Below are 18,782 nucleotides of genomic sequence, written 5' to 3' on the forward strand. Positions count from 1 at the left end.
TAGGTGTCAACAATTTTTTGCCGCAGGTCAAGGGAGTAGGGTTTCATCTCTAATCAAGAAAATACTCATGCTCTATGCTTTGAGCGTACCTCACTAGACAGGAAAAGGCTATAGTACCATTTGCATTAATTAATACAGTCCGTGTGTCAGAGGTGTCGCCATCCATATTGAGGTAGAATTTCATATTATACAAATCGCTTTTTCGTTGTTTAGCATCTTTGGCGCTGCTTTCCGATAGATACCCTTAACTAAGCTGAACATGAATATCAGGGACTTCTTATTATCGGCTCCTAGCCAGAAAAGGCACAAACGCAATCTACTAGAGAATGTCGAATTAGGATTGTTGGTACTTTTTGTAATCGTCTCATTCATAGCGTTAATTTTTGATAACGTTATCTGGGCTGCTATACCACTGATTCCCTTAATGGGACTGAATATATATAACCGTTATCGGTTAGATCGGCTGACTCGCCAAAGTCTCGCCAGAGTTTCAAAAGTAAAAGACTTTATAGAGAAGCAGGTTGAAGAATTAAAAACCGCAATGCAAAACCTGAATCAAAATGCCCCAAATCCACAGCAAACTGAGGCTATAGAGCATTTAGTTTTGGCAATGCAAAATCTACAACCACAGCTGGATTTCCTAGAGCAATCCATTGTACCGATGAAAGAGCAATTGGACACTCTAACTCAGCAGTTGAACGAGCAGAATCAGGCACAGCAGCAGGAAAGTTTGCGGGATGCGATAACTTCGTTAAGCAACGCTAACGCGCAACTATTCCAAAGAATCGCAAAGCTGCATCAGCGCCTCAATCAACTACTCCCTTCCCCACAAACGCCAGTAATTAATCCGGATTCCAACTCTTCACTAGAAAATAGTCCACTTACAGGTAGTGAAAATCTGCCAGTGGAGTTGATAGAAACACAACTAATTAATGGAAAAAATATTCAGAATGGCGCATCCGCTATAAATGCGGAGACTGGAAATCCCCCCGAATTCAGTCAAGCAGCGATAGAGCATCAATCGCCGGAGTTGATAGAAACGCGATTAATTAATCGGGAAAATATCTCAGATGGGGCATCCGATATAAACCTGGAAAGTGAAAATTTACCTATAAATCAGGAAACTGAAAATCCCCCCGAATTAAGTCAAGAAGCAATAGAACATCAATTGCCGGAATTGATAGAAACGCAAGTAATTAGTCGGGAAAATAACCCGAACGGTACATCTGATATAAATCCGGAACCTGACAACCCTTCTTCAAAAAAAAATCGATTTACAGCTATAGACGCTGAAGAACTTGTGAAGCGATATGAAGCGGGAGAAAGGGATTTTACGGGGGCTAACTTAGCGGACGCAGATTTAAGGGAGCTATGCTTAGAAGGAGTTAACTTGAAATATGCAAATCTGAGTAGAGTTAACCTCAGAGGAGCAAGACTGCATAGTGCTAAATTAGATGCAGCCGACTTAATTGCTGCGGATCTGCGTGGAGCAAACTTCTATCAAGCATCCCTTGAGGGCGCAAACTTAACTCAAGCCGACCTCCGCAAAACAAATTTGTGTGATGCTTGTCTTCGGGGAGCTAACTTAGCCCAAGCCGATTTGTGTGGAGCCAACTTGTGTGATGCTTCCTTTAGTGGAGCGAACTTAAAAGGAGCAAAACTGCACCCGTCAGATATGTTGAGAACACAGCTTCAAGGAGCAACTATGCCTGATGGTACAACTCAAGAATGGGTAATGCCGATATCTTGAAATAGCTGGTGAAAAAAACGTGTGTAGCGAAACGAAAGCTCTTAGCTTATGGCCTCGATTTCAGTTTTCGAGAGTGCCGAAGCGTGCTATATAATTCGTCAGATGCTATAGCGTTAACGCGGATGGCTTCGCTAGAGAAAGGCAGGCAGCAAAAGGTTTTTTTAAACAATTCTTCACTTTTTCCTTTTGATTACTCATTACGGATTATTAAAATTGTTACCGAAGTAGCGATCGCTGTTATTAAATGCAAGCAACTTCGGAGCGCTGATACGCCAATTGGCATATAACAGTGCTTTATATAAATTGCGATGCACAGCAGAGGTAACAATGTCTGAACCCACGCGCCGTTCCCTACCGCTAATTTTGATTCGAGGTTTTGGCGGACTCGATGTTTCGGATGAGAAAAAAGACACTTACCAGAGATTTAACGTCGGTACTGTCTACCCTCAAAAACAAGGTGAAAATTACATCTACGAAGGACTCATTCTGCGGTTCATAAAATCAAACTGGAATTACCAAGACGCTACGAATGTCGTCGGGTATTATGGCAAACCCTATTCCTACGAACCGTTGATGCCTGAGAAACTTAAGCGTTCCACTGATAAGGATATCGTGGAAAAATTCATGCGGTTAAAAGATTTGGGCTACTTTTCCGGCAGCAAAGTCATTATCGATCCAGGCATGGCGCTGCACCTGCTGGAAACTATGAACGACCCTTTGCACACCCTTTGGGTTTTCCGTTACTACGACTTAGATGACCGGAAATTCAACATATATGGTGAAGCCTTGGTTAGATTAATTGACTTTATTCGGGAACTTACAGCACAAAAAGAAAGCATCAAGACAAAGGTAAATATAATCGCCCATTCTATGGGTGGACTCATTGTGCGCGAGGCAATTCAACGCACCTATCCCAGGATAAAAAACTCGGATAAAGCAGCGGCAGAATATATCAACAAAGTCGTTACTCTTGGCACGCCGCACCAAGGCATCTCCTTCCAAATTATCAAAAATTGGATCAACATTAGTGCGGAAGAAGAGATAGAGCATTTTAATCCTGAGTTTCAAAAGAACCGGGCAAAAAATGAGGCTTTTGTTAATTTTCATAAATATTTTCCCCTAGAACGACTGCTAACGGTCGTTGGTACAAACTACCGTACCTATGACAGCGCGATCGCATCTAAACTAAACCGCTTATTCCCAATGGCGGGTGAGTATGGGTCAAACTACAATCGCAGCGATGGTTTAGTCAAACAAACTGCGGCACAAATTCCAGGCGCACCGCGCACCTTTGTCCACAAGTGCCACGGAGGTGACGACTCGCTAATCACTTCACGCGAAGCGTTTGAAGTCGCAACCCGCTTCTTTTTTGGAAATGTGCGATCGCGTTTGCGCTTTGTGAAGGGGAAAGTCACCCGTGGTAAAGATTTCTTCGGGAAAAGTGAATTTTTTCTGGGCGTTTCCATCAAGCCGCGTCGCGTGGACTTCGACCTTTTCCATCAGAGTAAAGAAGCGGAAAACTGCTATGGCCCCTTTAGCGAGGTTGACCCTCAAGACAAAAATATTGACTTTCGGGAAGAAAATCAAAAACTCGGCTTTCCTTGGGCAGATAGCAATAAGCTAATCTGGGAAGGCTACCTCGACACTACACCGATTATCAAGGACAAGAGCATCACTACTAAAGACATGGTGATGCGGTTAGACTTTTACGTTGGCGAACGCGACCTGTTTGGTATCGGTTTCTCAGACAACGTGATTTTCCGCCAGCAATACTATATCCGCGCCTTGCTGCCAACCGAAGAGAAGCCTTACGGGACGCTATACTTGCACACCGATGAGCGATTTTCGGCGGATGACAAACCGATGGAGAAAAAGGACGGTGGTTGGGAGTTCGAGATCGGCGGAAGTGGCTTCCAGGGTACTTTCCGCATTGAAATTGATGATGTTCCCGAAGATGGTCAGCCAATGCCGTTTGGACAGTTAACTGAGGCGCGGCTGTAAATAAGGCACCGATAACACCTTCGCCATCCGCTTATCTTGGGCTGAAGACGATTCGCTTTTCTTAATGAAACTCAAAATTATTTCTGGCGAATCTGCGTTCAGAATGGTTTGGAGAAGTAATTGCGAAAACTATGTCACAGCCCACAATAGAATCCATCCTTCAAGAAAAACGCTTATTTGCACCACCGGCTGAATTTTCACAAAAGGCACATATTAAAAGCCTGGAGGAATATCAGCAACTTTATGACCGTGCTAAAGCCGATCCGCAGAAGTTTTGGGCAGAATTAGCAGATCAAGAGTTGCACTGGTTCCAGAAATGGGACACTGTGTTAGATTGGCAACCACCTTTTGCTAAGTGGTTTGTTGGGGGAAAAACAAATATTTCCTACAACTGCTTGGATAGACATTTAACTACTTGGCGCAAGAACAAAGCCGCTTTGATTTGGGAAGGGGAACCGGGAGACTCGCGCACTTTAACTTATGCCCAGTTGCATCGGGAAGTTTGTCAATTTGCCAATGCTTTAAAACAGTTAGGGGTGGAAAAAGGCGATCGCGTCGGGATTTATATGCCGATGATTCCGGAAGCCGCGATCGCGATGTTAGCTTGTGCCAGAATTGGTGCAGCCCACAGCGTCGTTTTTGGCGGTTTTAGTGCCGAAGCTTTGCGCGATCGCTTAATCGATGGACAAGCCAAGGTGGTGATTACCGCTGACGGCGGTTGGCGCAAAGACGCGATCGTTCCCCTCAAGGAACAAGTTGATAAAGCTTTAGCTGATGGTGCTGTCCCCAGTGTGCAAAACGTCCTAGTTGTCAAACGCACTGGACAAGAAATTTATATGCAGACCGGGGGACGCGACCATTGGTGGCACGAGATGCAAAAGACTGTCTCCGCCGATTGTCCCGCCGAACCGATGGATAGCGAAGATTTGCTGTTCATTTTATACACCAGCGGCAGCACGGGCAAGCCGAAAGGCGTTGTGCATACCACGGCTGGTTACAACCTCTACACCCACATGACCACCAAGTGGATTTTTGACCTTCAGGATACCGATGTCTATTGGTGTACCGCTGACGTAGGCTGGATTACCGGACACAGCTACATTGTGTATGGTCCCTTGTCCAACGGTGCCACCACCGTAATGTACGAAGGTGCGCCGCGTGCCTCAAATCCTGGCTGTTTTTGGGATGTGATTGAAAAGCACGGTGTCAACGTTTTTTATACCGCACCGACTGCAATTCGCGCTTTCATCAAGATGGGCGAAGAGTTACCCAATGCCAGAAATCTCTCTTCTCTACGATTGCTAGGAACCGTAGGCGAACCAATTAACCCGGAGGCGTGGATGTGGTATCACCGCGTGATTGGTGGCGAAAAGTGTCCGATTGTCGATACCTGGTGGCAAACTGAGACGGCTGGCATTATGATTACGCCGCTACCAGGGGCAATTCCCACCAAACCCGGTTCTGCTACCCTTCCCTTCCCTGGAATCCTCGCTGATATTGTGGATTTGGAAGGCAACACAGTCCCCGACAGCGAAGGCGGCTATCTAGTCATTAAGCATCCTTGGCCTGGGATGATGCGAACCGTCTACGGCGACCCCGACCGTTTCCGCCGCACCTACTGGGAACACATTCCCCCGAAAGATGGGCAGTATGTCTACTTTGCTGGAGATGGTGCCAGACGCGATGAGGATGGCTACTTCTGGGTGATGGGAAGGGTTGACGATGTGCTGAATGTGTCAGGACACCGCTTAGGGACGATGGAAGTGGAATCCGCTTTAGTTTCCCATCCCGCCGTTGCTGAAGCTGCGGTAGTGGGTAAGCCGGATGAACTCAAAGGGGAAGAAGTAGTAGCGTTTGTTACTTTAGAGGGTACGTATAGTGCCAGCGAGGAACTGAGTAAAGAACTCAAAAAACACGTTGTTGCGGAGATTGGCGCGATCGCGCGTCCTGGTGAAATTCGCTTCACCGACTCCTTACCCAAAACTCGTTCGGGTAAGATTATGCGGCGATTATTGCGAAATCTCGCTTCTGGTCAAGAAGTCTCCGGCGACACCTCTACGCTAGAGGATCGTGGCGTGTTGGATAAACTCCGAGAAGAAGCGTAATTTTTTAACGCAAAGGTAAGTCAAGGTAAACGCAGAGTTTCGCCGAGGATTTCCTTGGCAAACCTTTGGGGTAAGGGCGGGTTTTAAACTCGCCCTGACTGCGTACCTTGGCGTTAAAAAAAGTGTTCGCAGACATTGCCTACTTGACAATTAAACTATCTTTAAGGTGGACTATTTTGGCATAGATTTTTATGAAGCTAAAAAGCCACTTGAAGCCAGCATTTATTCAACCGCTTACCTGCATCAGTCTAGGCATCCTTGCGGGAATCGGCATATCCCCTATAGTGTTGGCTGAACCGATATTACCAGGCGATACAACAATAGATCAATCAGTTTTCTCTAACCCTCACCCTCCTGTCTTCAAGGACGGGACTATAGAAATTGATCACCGTCCTCCAAGACCCTGCCGAACTGGTGACGACATCAAGCTAGTTATAAAGATAGGAGGAGGGGGAGAGCGAGAGCGCCGATACAGACCGCGCACGGATCTAGAACAGCAAGATTGTGAAAGATTGCGGCAGGAACAAAAGGCGAGAGAAGAGGCGAGACAAAGACAGCGAGAGGAACAAGCACGAAAACGGGCAGAAGAAGTGCGGCAGCTCATGCAGCAATGGAGTAACCTCTACAGTGCCAACAAATTGTCTGAGGCAGAGGTAGTCTTTAGCAAACTCATAGAAATGCACCCAAATGACGCTAGTCAGTATTACCAGTCAGGGAATGAACTTTATCGTCAAGGCAAATCAGAAGCAGCAATAATCATATATCAGCAAGCGATTCGCCTCAATCCTCGTCATGCTGTGGCTCATAAGGCTATTGGAGTTGTGAGAGCAACCCAAGGTCGATGGGAAGAAGCCATTGCAGAGTATCAGCAGGCGCTTTCGATTAATCCTGACTATGCTGATGCGCTGAAAAATCTGGGACAAGCGCTGTGGCAACAAGGTAAGCGGGAAGATGCGATCGCTTCCCTAGAAAAAGCCAAAAAACTATATACACAACAGCGTCAGCCTTACGAAGTTAACCAAGTCGATTCGCTTTTGCAGCGGATGAGCGGATAGTAGAGTAGCGCAACGCTGAATTAGAATTTAAGGAGCGCGATCGCCCGTCAGGCGAGAAATTGGTTTCACCGACTCCTTACCCAAAACTCGCTCCGGTAAGATTATGCGGCGACTGTTGCGAAATCTTGCTTCCGGTCAAGAAGTCTCCGGCGACACCTCTACGCTAGAGGATCGTGGCGTGTTGGATAAACTTCGAGGAGAAGCGTAATCAATAGGAGGCGATCGCTTATAGCTAACTTTCGATTTGCGCGATCGCCTCTACCGCCGACAACTCAGGATTTCATCAGAAAGCCTCCGAACCATGCACTTTTTCTTTGTCTTTGCTAATGAAGTTTGACATACCACTCGACGCGCTACCCTTCAGGGCAACAAATTTGTCTGCAATGCCCATTGAAGGAAACACAGTTTTTTCACAATAAGCCTTCAGTTGGTCTTGCCTTGTAGGATGATGCCAAGTTGCAATATCAACAGGCGCGGACGCTCCATCTGGTTGCACGGAGTTAGGAAGACGGGTAAGGATATTCTGAGTTGTTATACCGCCATCATTTCCAAGCTTAATGATGTTGCGAATCGCATCCCGTGACATATTTGCCGTCTCACCTGAGTGTTTCACTCCAATGGCACTGTCCTTGTTAAACATTGCATCATCACCATAAACCCTAAATAACTGATTACTCGCTCCATCGTAAACTTTTATACCATTTTCACAGAATACATTATGCAGAGCGTTTGTTGATTTCTGGAGGTAAGCATTGTTCAGGAATTCAAGATAGTCTTGATAGGTGACTGCGGCAGCCATACGTTGATATTGTGTATCATCGCCAGGCGTAGTTGCATCGCCCTTACTTGCTGCCAGTGCAGACTTGAACTTCTCTTGATCCTTCGGCATATACTCGGTGGGAAGTATATATTTATCTGCCGCAAATGTCTTTTTGTCAAACCTTACAATCCTATCGTTCACTAAGTTTGTAAGCGCACTGTTTAGGCTAGTTGCGTCTTTAAGAGGACTATTGCTAAGCAGGCTTGCCTGAGTTTGTTCAAGTGCCGATGTATTCGACATAGCCTGTGTTTGCCACCATTCCATCAATGTTCTTTCACGGCTACCGGGAGTTTGAAGCGATGCTGGAACCTGCAAGCCTAGAGCATCAAATCTAACTTTCCAATCGTCTCCTTTAATATCCTCGACTGCTTGAGGGTTTTTCGCTCGATTCGTTGTTTGAGTTGCATCAGCTCCCTGAACTTGGCTCTTATCGTAGATTGAAGCTGCTAAACCTGGCTGTTTATAAGCGATTTGTTGAATTTTATGCCATGTTTCGGCTGAAGCAAAATCCATTGTCCACGACTGAGTGTCAAGCCATTGAACAAACCATTGCATAATTTGTGTTTTGTTGATCATGTGACCCGCAGCATAAGAATCTTGCAGATAGTGATCCCCAAAACCATTATTAAGCAGTGCTTCATTCGCAGATTCTTTAGCAGCTTGTTCAGCTTGTTCAGCCTCTTCCAGGTTCTTGTGATATTCCGCTTGAGAATCTGTTTGCTCCTCACCACTACTCGACAACACTCCATAGATTTTCGCAGCTGCTTCTTTGGCTGTTTCAGCCCTTTGCTGCAAGTCCCACGCTTTTTTAGCAGCTTCCCTTGCTTGTTGGTGATAGCCTGACCAAGCGTGCCAACTTTCAGGTACAAAGTGACAGGCATTTCGTGCCAAGGTTGCGCCATATTCATTTGTGTTGCCTTTAGCACCTGAACCAGTAACCGTCAGCAAATTGATCTGTCCAGGCACGCCACTAATGTAATCTTGCAAAATTGCGTCTTTAAATTTGTACCCCAGTTTTTGATTTACACGTTCATTGCCTTTCATCATCGCCTCAGCATCCTGCACATTTTTATCTGTCTTTTCTGTGTCTGTGAGGCTGCCTTCTAACTGGCTATAAATATCTTTTAATCGGAAGAAGGTTTCTTGACGGACACTCTGAATGAGCGTCCAACGGACTTTGGGGTCAGCGGTTTTCATCGTGTCGAGATTTCCGTAATAGTCCGCCAAGGTATTCATCTCGCCATAGGTTATGATTAGCGGCTCTCCATCTTTTCCACCACCGGGTATCGACACAAGAACCGTTTGATATTTTGGATCGATTTCGCCGGAAGAGGCTTCTTTAGGAGGATTGTTTTGCCATTCATTCAAACGCTGTAGTTCTTGGGCAAGAACGTGCATAACATTGCCTTTTTTAATCGGAGAAGCAACCCCTGGTACGTTCACTTCTGCTTCTTCCATTTCACGCTTTCTCCACCCATAGGTTCCTGTCAGCCGTGTTTTGTCTATCAAATTTTGCCAACTTCCGATTTGGGCTAATTCATCGGGTTTGGCATCACCGAGTAGTTGGTGTTCCCAAGAAGAGTGTTTTTGAATCACATCTGAGTTGACAGATTGCTGAACTGTTGGGGTATTTGCAGCAGAGATAGGCTTAGTTTGCGCTAGTTTGTCTTTCTCTTCATGCTTTTGAACAATGGGTGTAATTGAGTTCCAAATTGGCTTAGTTTGAGCTAATTCTTTTTCTTCGTGGCGTTGAATGGACTCAGGAGGCTTGGGTTCTGGCATTTTCATCACTTCAGCCGCTACCCGATCCGCTTCTTGCTCGTATTGATCTCCCACAGCCCCAACCGTGAGCTTGGTTTGAATCGGCATAGCGGTATTGCAACTAGAACATTGGCAACCAGAACTATGAGAACCCGCCTCTACCTGACGCTGAATTGGAGCAACGTTATTACACGTAGAGCATTGACAACCTGTGCTACAAGTGGTTGTTTCTCCCTGACGCTGCACCAGACTGGTTAATTTAGAACCCAAGAAGTCCTGTGTACCGCCCGACTGTTTGAAAGTGATTTGACGCTGGATTGTTGGGCTAATTGAAGTGCAAGACTGACATTGACAGTCCGCGCTTTGGCGTTGCAGTTTGCTCCCACCCGTCTGCTGAATTGTGTGGGTTAGTTCATGGGCTGTCAATTCTAGATTGCCGGGGGATTTGTCGGGTCCATAGAAAATATGGTTGCCGTTAGTAAAAGCTTGGGCGTGCAACTCCCGGTTCATTTGCACTGCTGCATTGTCTGTATGCACTCGCACATGGGCAAAACTATGACCAAAGCGGGGTTCCATGAACGATCGCACTGCATCGGGTAACGGGCTACCGCCTCCCTTATGACTATTTATCCGGCTTTCCAGGTCGTTGCTGGCATCGAAGCTGCCACCTTTGCCAGATCGTTGTACCTGAGGTTTCATCTGAAGTTCGTCTTCTTCCTCAGATTGGCGTTGCACCTGAGGTTTCATCTGAAGCTCGTCTTCTTCCTCAGACTGGCGTTGCACCTGAGGTTTCATCTGAAGCTCGTCTTCTTCCTCAGACTGGCGTTGCACCTGGGGTTTCATCTGAAGTTCGTCTTCCTCAGAGTGGCGTTGCACATCCGGTTTCATTTGAAGTTCGTCTTCTTCTTCCTCAGAGTGGCGTTGCACATCCGGTTTCATCTGAAGTTCGTCTTCTTCCTCAGACTGGCGTTGCACATCCGGTTTCATCTGAAGTTCGTCTTCTTCCTCAGACTGGCGTTGCACATCCGGTTTCATTTGAAGTTCGTCTTCCTCAGAGTGACGTTGCACATCTGGTTTCATCTGAAGTTCGTCTTCCTCAGAGTGACGTTGCACATCCGGTTTCGTGCGGCCAAAGGCAAATTTCGGTTGAATGACTGACGGTGTTGATTTGCCTGGAGCAGATATTGATATCTTGGCGAAATCAAAGCCTATGGGTTTGTCTTGGTCAGTTTTGGTTTGAGAATTTAGTGTATTTTGCTCTGGGGGTGCTACTTCAACGGCTTTGGTCTGAACCGGAAAGGGACGCGGCGCGAACTGTCCTATTGGTGCTGGCGTGGTGGAGGAATTTGCAGAAGCTTTTTTCTGCGTGTAGCGTTCGGTGTTCATAGCTGATTTCTCTATAAAAATGCCAGCACAGGGGAAAGCGCGATCGCGCGTTTGTTTGTTTATGCAATATTTTAACCTCAAGAAATTTAGTAATAAATAAAACTTTATATTTAAGCGCGATCGCTCGTCAGGCGAGAACTTTCCTTCCCCAACGCCTTACCCAGAAATCTTTCCGGTAATATTCTGCGGCGACTGTTGCGAAATCTTTCCTCTGGTCAAGAAGTATCCGAAGACACATCGACATTAGAGGAGCGTGGCGTGTTGGATACACTCCGCGAAGGAGCGTAAAGGAGCGTAATCGATAGAAGGCGATCGCTTACGGCTAACTTTCGATTTGCGCGATCGCCTCCAACGACGACAACTCAGGATTTCATCAGAAAGCCTCCGAGCCATGCACTTTGTCTTTGTCTTTGGTAATGAAGTTTGACATATCACTCGTCGCGCTCCCCTTCAGGGCAACAAATTTGTCTGTCATGCCTATAAGGAAACACAGTTTTTTCGAGAAATTCGCTTCACCGACGCTTACCCAAAACTCGCTTTGGTAAAATTATGCGGCGACTGTTGCAAGATATTGCCTTTGGTCAAAAAGTCTCCGGTGACACCTCTACTCTAGAAGATCGTGGCGTGCCGGATAAGCTGCGCGAAGGCGCTTGACTGTCTAATGAAGATACTTCACGACTTTGTAGAAACTGTGTGAGGTGGGCAGCGTTGCCTGCCCCGTGGCATAGGGCTAAAATTATGAGCTGAATTAGGATAGCAATATAGATGAGGGACGCACTTGGACAACGGGGTGAAGCAATATTCATAGTTTTAACGACTGCGTTTCACTCTAATTCTGGCCCAATTTTCAAGCCGCAGTTTTTAGGAGATAAATGGCAGTATGTTGATTTTATTGTGGAACTTGTAGGGGCTGGAGCCGCTGTCCCGTACTTCTTCGTCCAAGTTAAAACAACAAGAGAAGGCTATACAAAAAAACTAAATCGGCTAAAGGTTAAAGTACCGCAAGAGGGTGTACGTGGTTTAGCATCGTATCCCGCCCCTACTTATATAGTTGGTATTGATGAGATAAAAGAGACAGGTTATATAGTTTCTGCAAATGGAGAAAGCCTCAGCTCTATGTCAAGCCTCTCTACGATGTTTCCGATTAACAAACAGAATAGGGAACTACTCTGGAACGAGGTGAACGATTTCTGGAGAAGATACCATACTAACAGTTTAGGTTCACAATTTTCCGACTCAAATTGGAGATAGAAGCGTGACAACAAAACAAGCTTGGTATATCGGACAACGGGCAGAATCTCTAACACTCATGTACTTAACCCGTCGAAATGACCTGATTGTTTCAAGACATCAAGAAGATTATGGCTTGGACTTTTTGGTAACAATCAGAAAAAGTGCTGCTTACACTGGTAGGCTCTTCGGAGTCCAGTTTAAAGCAACAGCCTCTACTCCAAAGTCAATTCAGGATGACGATATTATCGAGATTAAGCTTAATGAAACGTCAATTGACTTCCTCACTGAACTACCTTTCCCAGTTTGTCTATTCTTTTTTACTCTAGATAACGATCGCAGTTATTATAAATGGATTTTGGAGCCTGTGATTGAAGGTCAGCAAAATCCAAAGCTGCACTTCAATCGCACTAATAAGTTTAAAAAATTAACTGACGAGGAAATAGATAACATCATCTCAGTAGTAAATAGCTGGTATGACAGCCGGAAATAGGTAAAGGAACGCCAAGTAATTCTCGGCGTTCCTTTGCGTTTACCTTAGCGAACCTTTGCGTTTAATTTTGACTTGGATTTAGCACACCTGAATGACCGGGAATGTCTCCCAAGGGTTCGCAACGACCGCCTAAGTATTTGGCTAAGAATTCCTCAGCGATCGCATAAAAATGTAACCGATTTTCTGGACGGGCGAAACCGTGCCCTTCGTCGGGATAGAGGGCGTATTCTACTGGTTTACCAGCTTGTTGCATCGCCTTGACAATTTGTTCGCTTTCTGCTTCTTTAACTCGCGGATCGTTAGCACCTTGTCCAATTAGTAAAGGCTTCTGGATGCGGTCAACGAAAAATAAAGGCGATCGCGTCTTCAGAAACTCCTCTTCCTTCTCCAAGTTACCCACGCGATGGTAGAAATTCGCTTTCAGGGGTTCCCAGTAAGGCGGGATACTTTGCATCAGCGTAATTAGGTTACTCGGCCCAACAATATCCACACCGCAGGCAAATACATCCGGCGTGAAAGTCAATCCTACCAGCGTTGCATAACCGCCGTAGGAACCGCCCATAATGGCAATCTTTTGGGGGTCAGAGATGCCTTGTTGCACCAGCCAATTAACGGCATCAATCAAGTCATCGTGCATTTTACCAGCCCATTCGCGATTACCAGCATTGACAAAAGCTTTGCCGTAGCCAGTCGAACCGCGAAAGTTGACTTGCAGCACCGCATAACCCCGGTTAGCTAACCATTGCGCTTGCGGATCGTAACCCCAAGTATCCCGCGCCCAAGGGCCACCGTGGACAAGCAAGACAGTTGGTAGGTTTTTGGCAGGTATCCCCACAGGTGTCGTCAGGTAGCTGTGGATAGTCAAGCCGTCCCGCGCCTCGAAGGAGACAGGTTGCATTGATGCAAGTTGCAACCCTTCGAGTTTGGGTTTGTTGCTGAATAGGAATGTGCTGGTTTTGGTTTCGCGGTTATAGACGTAGTAGTAAACAGGGCCATCGTCGGTGAGATAAGCGACTAGCCAGTTTTTGTCTGCAAGGTCGCGGGAGGAAATGCTGAACTCCCCTGGACGCACTTGCGCGATCGCTTTAAAATCAGCAGCGATGCTTTCGTCAAGCACTCGCCACTCTTGTTTATCTTTATAGAAGGAAACTGCCTGAATAACTCGCGTAGTTGGGTGTATAACTATCCCGCCAACATCGTATTCAGAATCTTCCGCAATCACCTTTTCTTCGCGGGTAGCCAAATCCAAGGCAAGCAAACGCGCAGCATTGGCATCGTGACTGCCTTCAATATAAAGGGTTTTGTTATCAGCAGAAAAGCTGACTGCGCCCCCCTCATCATCTGGCCCCCAGTGACGCAGAGTGTCCCAGCTGCCTTGTGTGGTTTCCCGGAATAACAGGTCAGAACCACCATCGGGAGTTGCTGCTGTAGCTGCACGGATCTGGAACTCAGCGTCAGCCGTCCAGCTGACTATGTTACCAGGGTTCTCCGAATCCAACTCAACTGCACCATTGTTCAGGTTGACGCGATAAACGTCAAACTTTTGGGGGTCTTTCAGGTTCATCCCCACCAAAATCTGATCTGGGAAGTTGTGGTCAAAATCCACAGGTTGCGCTTTCACACCTTGAAATGGCGTTAGGTCACGGACACTATTGGAGTGAATATTCACCAAGTAGAGGTGGAAGTTCTCGTCGCCGTCCGAGTCTTGCATATAAATCAGCTGGTCGGCGTTGTAAGTCCAGAAGAAGATGCGGATACCGCGCTTTTTGTCAGCTGTCAGCTGGCGATCGCCTTCTTCTCCAATCGTCCGCAGCCATACCTGTAAGACATTCTGAGTGTCCGGAGCAATGTACGCTAGATATTTGCCATCCGGTGAGAGTCGCGGACTGGTTCTTTCTGGGTTGCCAAAAAGAATCTCGCGGGGAATTAATGGCGGCAGTTGCGTAGCTAGTTCTTCAACTGTGGATTGCATTATTACCTCATATACTCGTGCCTACTATTACTTTGCTCATAGAATTAGCGATTCACCTAGTCCGGTTAACCGACCATCGGCGATCGCTACCTTACCAATTACCTTTGATGATGCGATCGCGCTTTGTATTGGGAAGGATGCGATCGCGCTTGTTGTGGAAGTGGAGAATGCGATCGCGCTTTGGATTGGGAAGAATGCGATCGCGCTGTTGTGGAAGGGAAGGATGCGATCGCGCTTTGTGCTGGAGAAGATGCGCTTTACTTGGTTTGTTCTGTTCGCTTCACACGCGGTACCTGAGATGAACGGGGACAATTTTAAGTATGATGAAATTACCATACCCAAAACTCATACTTATGCAGAAAGTCACAATCTCTTTAGAAGATGACATCCTGCGATTTGTAGATCGGCAGGCAAAAGGCAACCGCAGCGCCTATATTAACGATTTGCTGGCAGAACACCGCCGCCGGATTCTGGAGGCACAAATGATTACCGCCCTCCAACAGGATGCTAAAGATCCAGAGTACCAAGCTGCAATTTCAGCTTGGGATAGTGTAGCTGGGGATGGCATTAATGCCAGCGAGTAATTTAACTTATCGGCGGGGAGAAATCCGTTGGGTAACACTCGATCCAACCGTAGGGGCTGAAGCACAAAAAACCCGCGCTTGCTTGATTGTGCAAAATGACATCATGAACCAGTATGGACTTCTAACAATTGTGATGCCGTTTCGACCGGGAAATAAAGAAGCCCCCTACGTTGTGAATGTCAAAGCAACATCCTCTAATGGATTAGACCAAGACCGTTTTATTGATGTCGGGCAAATTCGTGCTGTCGATCATCGTCGCGTTTTGGGTTTGGTAGGTGTGCTAGAGGAAGAATACTGGGAACAGATTCGCTTTAGCTTAAATGTTGTTTTGGGGTTTGCGATCTAAAAGTGTCAAAGAATTAGAATCAAACGATCGCGCTTTGTATTGGGAGAATGCGATCGCGCTTTGTGTTGGGGAAGAGTGCGATCGCGCTTTGTGTTGGGGAAGAGTGCGATCGCGCTTTGTGTTGGGGAAGAGTGCGATCGCGCTTCTGGTGTTGGGAAGGATGCGATCGCGCTTCTGGTGTTGGGGAGGATGCGATCGCGCTTGTTGTGGAAGTGGAGAATGCGATCGCGCTTGTTGTGGAAGTGGAGAATGCGATCGCGCTTTGTATTGGGAAGGATGCGATCGCGCTTGTTGTGGAAGTGGAGAATGCGATCGCGCTTTCGTATGCGAGGGGGAAGAGTGCGATCACCTTGGCTACACGTTACTCATGACAACTCTGCTAATATCTCCTGAGCCATATTGCTACGTACCTGCTGCAAGCGGTGCGATTGCTCTGTACTTTTGATAACTTCAGTAATCTCAGCACATACTCGCTGCGTAGCTGCCGAAAGCTGAACACCATTTGCCGCAAGCCTAGTGATTTGCTCTGCCAACAAAGTATTGATTTGGTTAAGATAGTTTTCCTCACTTTTTATTTGTTCATTCAGTTGACGATTTTTGTCAATGTTTTCTAATAGCTGCTCTGCTTCTTCAGAGTGCTTCTTCCCCAAATTATGAAGAGCCTTAATAACCATTTTCTCTTGGTCCTTATTCAAAATTCCATAGGTGGTAAAATTTCTAAATTTTGGTGCTATTTCAGGGATTTCTTTCTGTAACTCTTGATACAAATTACTCATTTTTACTCTCAAGTTTCGCCGTCCATTATAAAGTTCTTGAGATAGATTTTTTTGCCTGACAACCGCCTGGTTACGGTTATCTATCAGTTCTTGCATTTTTGCAACTTGAGTTTTAACTTCTTTAGCTTCTAATAAATCTAAGTAATTTGATAGAAAATTTTTAAGCTGTGTATTTAGTGTTAGGTTTTTTTTCTTATATTGAAATATCCACCCTTTATAGTCTGCCCAAACATCTAATTTTTTGAGTCCTGATAGCCGACTGGGGTGAAAACATCCAAGAGCAAAAAGCCAATCATCCGGATATTGTTGGCGTAGTTCTCCCAGTACCTGAAACATAAATTCTCGACTGCGAAGAGCTGCATATCTCACAGTGTTCTCATAGCGTCTTAGGAGTCCTCCAACAGCAACGTGTGTAAAACCTAGTTGTTTTAATTGTGCATAGCAGTCGAGATATTCTTCAATACTTTCTCCCTGAGCAACGCCAACTAAGTTGAAGCTATCTATCTCATTTTTATATGGTTTATAAGCTGCAATAGCTGCTTTTGCACTTTCAATAGTCGCCTGTGAATCACGGAAAACATCAATCATAATTCCGTACTTAACACCCATACGAGTATAGATTTGAAATAATTGCTCGTAGGTCAGATTAGTTCCATATCGCATAAAGATACCTGAATCACACATTTTAATCGTCTGATTCAGAATATGCTCTCGTACAGGGCAATTTAAGATATTATCTTTATACTGGCAAGGCCCACCTATAGCATCGCAATAATCAAGGTTTTCACAGGGATACTGTTTTAATGCATTTTGGAAATTTAACGAGGTATTAGCATTAGACATGATGCCAATCTTGACGTCGGGATATTCTTGTAAAGGCAATCCCTTTAGAATGCGTAGGCTCATGGGGCGATCAGCAACAAAGAATGGAATCATGTTAAGGTTTTCAAGTATTTTATAAGCCGCTCATTCGCATCGTCAGTTTTAATTGGTACTGGGATGGCTTTTAATCCAGTAGCATCATGACTCATCAACAACCAATTTCCTGGCTTAAATTTAAAGGTCTGGCGAAACATATCCTTCGAGACACCGAAGGCTTCTGCTACAACTTCGCGATCGCTCTCCCGTGGTAACTTACTAACCAGATAGGTATGAGGCTGAGCCATGATGCTGGTGTCCAAATAGCGTGTGCGTTGGGTAGCAATGCCTATCCCCAAACCAAACTTCCGTCCCCGACGAGCGAGTGTCTCTACAATTGCCTTAGAGGCTTCATAAGATTCACCTGTAGTCTTGCTAGGGATAAATTCGTCAGCCTCATCGAAAACGAATGAGACTAGCGGATCTACAAGCCCATTCTGGCGACGTGCTTCGTAGACTTTCTCACCGAGTCGCTTGCTAAATTCACGGAGTTCGTTTGGATTATGAGCTTGTATAATCCACAGTGACGAAGATTCTGAGTTATTTAGGTCTTCTACAATCTCATCAAGACTTGTACCTGCCGCAAAAGATTCTGCTGTTGTTTTTTCCAGTTCTTCAAGCTTTGCGATGTGGTTGGCAAAATCTCCATCATTTTTGAATTCTTTAGCTTCTGGCTTAGTAAGCTCTTGCTCGATAGCTTCTCGAATTTGTTTCGCTAGATCGGGTGTAAATTTTACTGCTTTATAATTTCCTAATACTTCTGCCGTTTTGAGAGCGGTTGTAACAATATTTTTACGTTGATCGAACTTAGTTTTTTGTCTGGTTTTCGACCATCCTATTGCATTAGTAAAAAAAACATCGTAGACGGTCAAGCTCTTAGCTTCTTGATAAAATCGAATTGCTTTTCTCTCAATCAGTTCGCGTAAGCCCAAGGTTACAAATTGACGATCCTTGAACAAGGCTTTTGGTAAAAGGGTGTATCGCTCCAACTGCCGAGTAGCTTCATCAAGCATAGGAGCCTTTTGAAGTTCATTTATGTACTTAAATAAACCTTCAGGAAGCGTTTGTCTTCCCACTGTCAAAATTTGACCGTTGATGTTTTTCTGAAGGAGCTGATCTAAAAGCAGAACAGAATACTCTCCCATGAGGTCAAATAAAACAACCTTTACTACTTGAGGAGAACCGAGAAGCTTGGCAATATATGTACTTAAAAGATTGGATTTACCAGAACCTGTGAAGCCAAATATCCCAAAATGTACCCTCACAAAATCTTCGATGCGTACAAAAGTAGGCACATTTTCATCGCGGATGAGTCTACCACCAACAAAGAGGCTATCTTGCTCTGCTGCCAGGTCAATATCTTTGTTGACTACCATCTTGGTAGGCTCAGTATCGAGAATTTGTACCACAGCGCCCACCATTGGAATGTTTTGTTCGGGCTGAAAGACACGAGAACCGTCTTGGCATTCAAATATAGCAGTCCTAAATGAGTTAAGAACAAGGTGCATACTGATGCACCTTAGGAAAATCAAATTTTTGGTTATTGGTAAAGAACTTAAATAGCCACTTAACGACAGAAAACGAT

Annotated in this window: 15 protein-coding genes; 10 read left to right on the plus strand and 5 right to left on the minus strand. The window is 45.5% G+C overall.

Annotated features, from left to right (window positions below):
- Positions 1-259: 259 nt before the first annotated feature.
- From NDI42_RS26480 to NDI42_RS26495, 4 genes are all read left to right on the plus strand, one after another.
- Positions 260-1,750: a pentapeptide repeat-containing protein gene (locus NDI42_RS26480; protein ID WP_242017866.1), complete on the plus strand. Its 1,491-nt coding sequence runs from the start codon at positions 260-262 to the stop codon at positions 1,748-1,750.
- Positions 1,751-2,077: 327 nt separating this feature from the next.
- Entirely contained in the window at positions 2,078-3,751 is a 1,674-nt protein-coding gene (locus NDI42_RS26485) for an esterase/lipase family protein (RefSeq protein WP_190460079.1), read from the plus strand.
- Positions 3,752-3,882: 131 nt separating this feature from the next.
- Positions 3,883-5,856 carry an acetate--CoA ligase gene (gene acs / locus NDI42_RS26490; protein ID WP_190460080.1) on the plus strand — a complete coding sequence of 658 codons (1,974 nt, stop codon included), beginning with the start codon at positions 3,883-3,885 and terminating at the stop codon, positions 5,854-5,856.
- A gap of 191 nt (positions 5,857-6,047) precedes the next feature.
- Positions 6,048-6,911: a tetratricopeptide repeat protein gene (locus tag NDI42_RS26495; RefSeq protein ID WP_190460082.1), complete on the plus strand. Its 864-nt coding sequence runs from the start codon at positions 6,048-6,050 to the stop codon at positions 6,909-6,911.
- A 283-nt stretch (positions 6,912-7,194) separates the two neighbouring features.
- On the opposite strand, the gene NDI42_RS26500 is transcribed toward NDI42_RS26495, so the two are convergent.
- Together NDI42_RS26500 and NDI42_RS26505 are read right to left on the minus strand one after the other, a co-directional pair.
- Positions 7,195-10,878, minus strand: a complete 3,684-nt coding sequence (locus NDI42_RS26500) for an eCIS core domain-containing protein (RefSeq protein WP_199311467.1) — start codon at positions 10,876-10,878, stop codon at positions 7,195-7,197.
- A 243-nt stretch (positions 10,879-11,121) separates the two neighbouring features.
- Positions 11,122-11,271: a hypothetical protein gene (locus tag NDI42_RS26505; protein ID WP_190460084.1), complete on the minus strand. Its 150-nt coding sequence runs from the start codon at positions 11,269-11,271 to the stop codon at positions 11,122-11,124.
- 372 nt (positions 11,272-11,643) lie between these two features.
- On the opposite strand from NDI42_RS26505, the gene NDI42_RS26510 reads away from it, so the two are divergent.
- A complete protein-coding gene (locus NDI42_RS26510; protein WP_190460086.1) occupies positions 11,644-12,129 on the plus strand; it encodes a DUF4365 domain-containing protein in 486 nt (161 codons plus the stop codon).
- A 4-nt stretch (positions 12,130-12,133) separates the two neighbouring features.
- Positions 12,134-12,601: a DUF4365 domain-containing protein gene (locus NDI42_RS26515; protein WP_190460088.1), complete on the plus strand. Its 468-nt coding sequence runs from the start codon at positions 12,134-12,136 to the stop codon at positions 12,599-12,601.
- Positions 12,602-12,662: 61 nt separating this feature from the next.
- Here NDI42_RS26515 and NDI42_RS26520 read toward each other — a convergent pair whose 3' ends face one another.
- The gene (locus NDI42_RS26520) at positions 12,663-14,573 is read right to left on the minus strand and encodes a S9 family peptidase (protein WP_190460090.1); all 1,911 of its coding nucleotides are present in this window, start codon (positions 14,571-14,573) and stop codon (positions 12,663-12,665) included.
- On the opposite strand from NDI42_RS26520, the gene NDI42_RS26525 reads away from it, so the two are divergent.
- Genes NDI42_RS26525 through NDI42_RS26540 form a run of 4 tightly spaced genes read left to right on the plus strand, consistent with a single transcriptional unit; the run spans position 14,563 to position 15,874 of the window.
- Positions 14,563-14,958, plus strand: a complete 396-nt coding sequence (locus NDI42_RS26525; protein WP_190460092.1) for a hypothetical protein — start codon at positions 14,563-14,565, stop codon at positions 14,956-14,958. The two genes, NDI42_RS26520 and NDI42_RS26525, sit on opposite strands and share 11 nt — an antisense overlap.
- Positions 14,927-15,157 carry a type II toxin-antitoxin system MazE family antitoxin gene (mazE, locus tag NDI42_RS26530; RefSeq protein ID WP_190425874.1) on the plus strand — a complete coding sequence of 77 codons (231 nt, stop codon included), beginning with the start codon at positions 14,927-14,929 and terminating at the stop codon, positions 15,155-15,157. The genes NDI42_RS26525 and mazE overlap by 32 nt, the downstream gene beginning before the upstream one ends.
- Positions 15,144-15,503: a type II toxin-antitoxin system PemK/MazF family toxin gene (locus NDI42_RS26535; protein WP_190415303.1), complete on the plus strand. Its 360-nt coding sequence runs from the start codon at positions 15,144-15,146 to the stop codon at positions 15,501-15,503. The genes mazE and NDI42_RS26535 overlap by 14 nt, the downstream gene beginning before the upstream one ends.
- Before the next feature lie 47 nt (positions 15,504-15,550).
- The gene (locus NDI42_RS26540; RefSeq protein ID WP_190460094.1) at positions 15,551-15,874 is read left to right on the plus strand and encodes a hypothetical protein; all 324 of its coding nucleotides are present in this window, start codon (positions 15,551-15,553) and stop codon (positions 15,872-15,874) included.
- Here the strand turns inward: NDI42_RS26540 and NDI42_RS26545 are convergent.
- Positions 15,869-17,215 carry a coiled-coil domain-containing protein gene (locus NDI42_RS26545; RefSeq protein ID WP_190460096.1) on the minus strand — a complete coding sequence of 449 codons (1,347 nt, stop codon included), beginning with the start codon at positions 17,213-17,215 and terminating at the stop codon, positions 15,869-15,871. The two genes, NDI42_RS26540 and NDI42_RS26545, sit on opposite strands and share 6 nt — an antisense overlap.
- Positions 17,212-18,705: an ATP-binding protein gene (locus NDI42_RS26550; protein WP_190460098.1), complete on the minus strand. Its 1,494-nt coding sequence runs from the start codon at positions 18,703-18,705 to the stop codon at positions 17,212-17,214. The genes NDI42_RS26545 and NDI42_RS26550 overlap by 4 nt, the downstream gene beginning before the upstream one ends.
- Positions 18,706-18,782: the final 77 nt, after the last annotated feature.

It is taken from the genome of Funiculus sociatus GB2-C1, assembly GCF_039962115.1.
Classification (GTDB): Bacteria; Cyanobacteriota; Cyanobacteriia; order Cyanobacteriales; family FACHB-T130; genus Funiculus; species Funiculus sociatus.

Excerpts from the sequence above, each read along its gene's own strand:
- NDI42_RS26480 (WP_242017866.1), top strand. The coding sequence starts at position 260 with ATGAATATCAGGGACTTCTTATTATCGGCTCCTAGCCAGAAAAGGCAC.
- NDI42_RS26485 (WP_190460079.1), top strand. The coding sequence starts at position 2,078 with ATGTCTGAACCCACGCGCCGTTCCCTACCGCTAATTTTGATTCGAGGT.
- acs (WP_190460080.1), top strand. The coding sequence starts at position 3,883 with ATGTCACAGCCCACAATAGAATCCATCCTTCAAGAAAAACGCTTATTT.
- NDI42_RS26495 (WP_190460082.1), top strand. The coding sequence starts at position 6,048 with ATGAAGCTAAAAAGCCACTTGAAGCCAGCATTTATTCAACCGCTTACC.
- NDI42_RS26500 (WP_199311467.1), bottom strand. The coding sequence starts at position 10,878 with ATGAACACCGAACGCTACACGCAGAAAAAAGCTTCTGCAAATTCCTCC.
- NDI42_RS26505 (WP_190460084.1), bottom strand. The coding sequence starts at position 11,271 with ATGGCTCGGAGGCTTTCTGATGAAATCCTGAGTTGTCGTCGTTGGAGG.
- NDI42_RS26510 (WP_190460086.1), top strand. The coding sequence starts at position 11,644 with ATGAGGGACGCACTTGGACAACGGGGTGAAGCAATATTCATAGTTTTA.
- NDI42_RS26520 (WP_190460090.1), bottom strand. The coding sequence starts at position 14,573 with ATGCAATCCACAGTTGAAGAACTAGCTACGCAACTGCCGCCATTAATT.
- mazE (WP_190425874.1), top strand. The coding sequence starts at position 14,927 with ATGCAGAAAGTCACAATCTCTTTAGAAGATGACATCCTGCGATTTGTA.
- NDI42_RS26535 (WP_190415303.1), top strand. The coding sequence starts at position 15,144 with ATGCCAGCGAGTAATTTAACTTATCGGCGGGGAGAAATCCGTTGGGTA.
- NDI42_RS26540 (WP_190460094.1), top strand. The coding sequence starts at position 15,551 with ATGCGATCGCGCTTTGTGTTGGGGAAGAGTGCGATCGCGCTTTGTGTT.
- NDI42_RS26545 (WP_190460096.1), bottom strand. The coding sequence starts at position 17,215 with ATGATTCCATTCTTTGTTGCTGATCGCCCCATGAGCCTACGCATTCTA.
- NDI42_RS26550 (WP_190460098.1), bottom strand. The coding sequence starts at position 18,705 with ATGCACCTTGTTCTTAACTCATTTAGGACTGCTATATTTGAATGCCAA.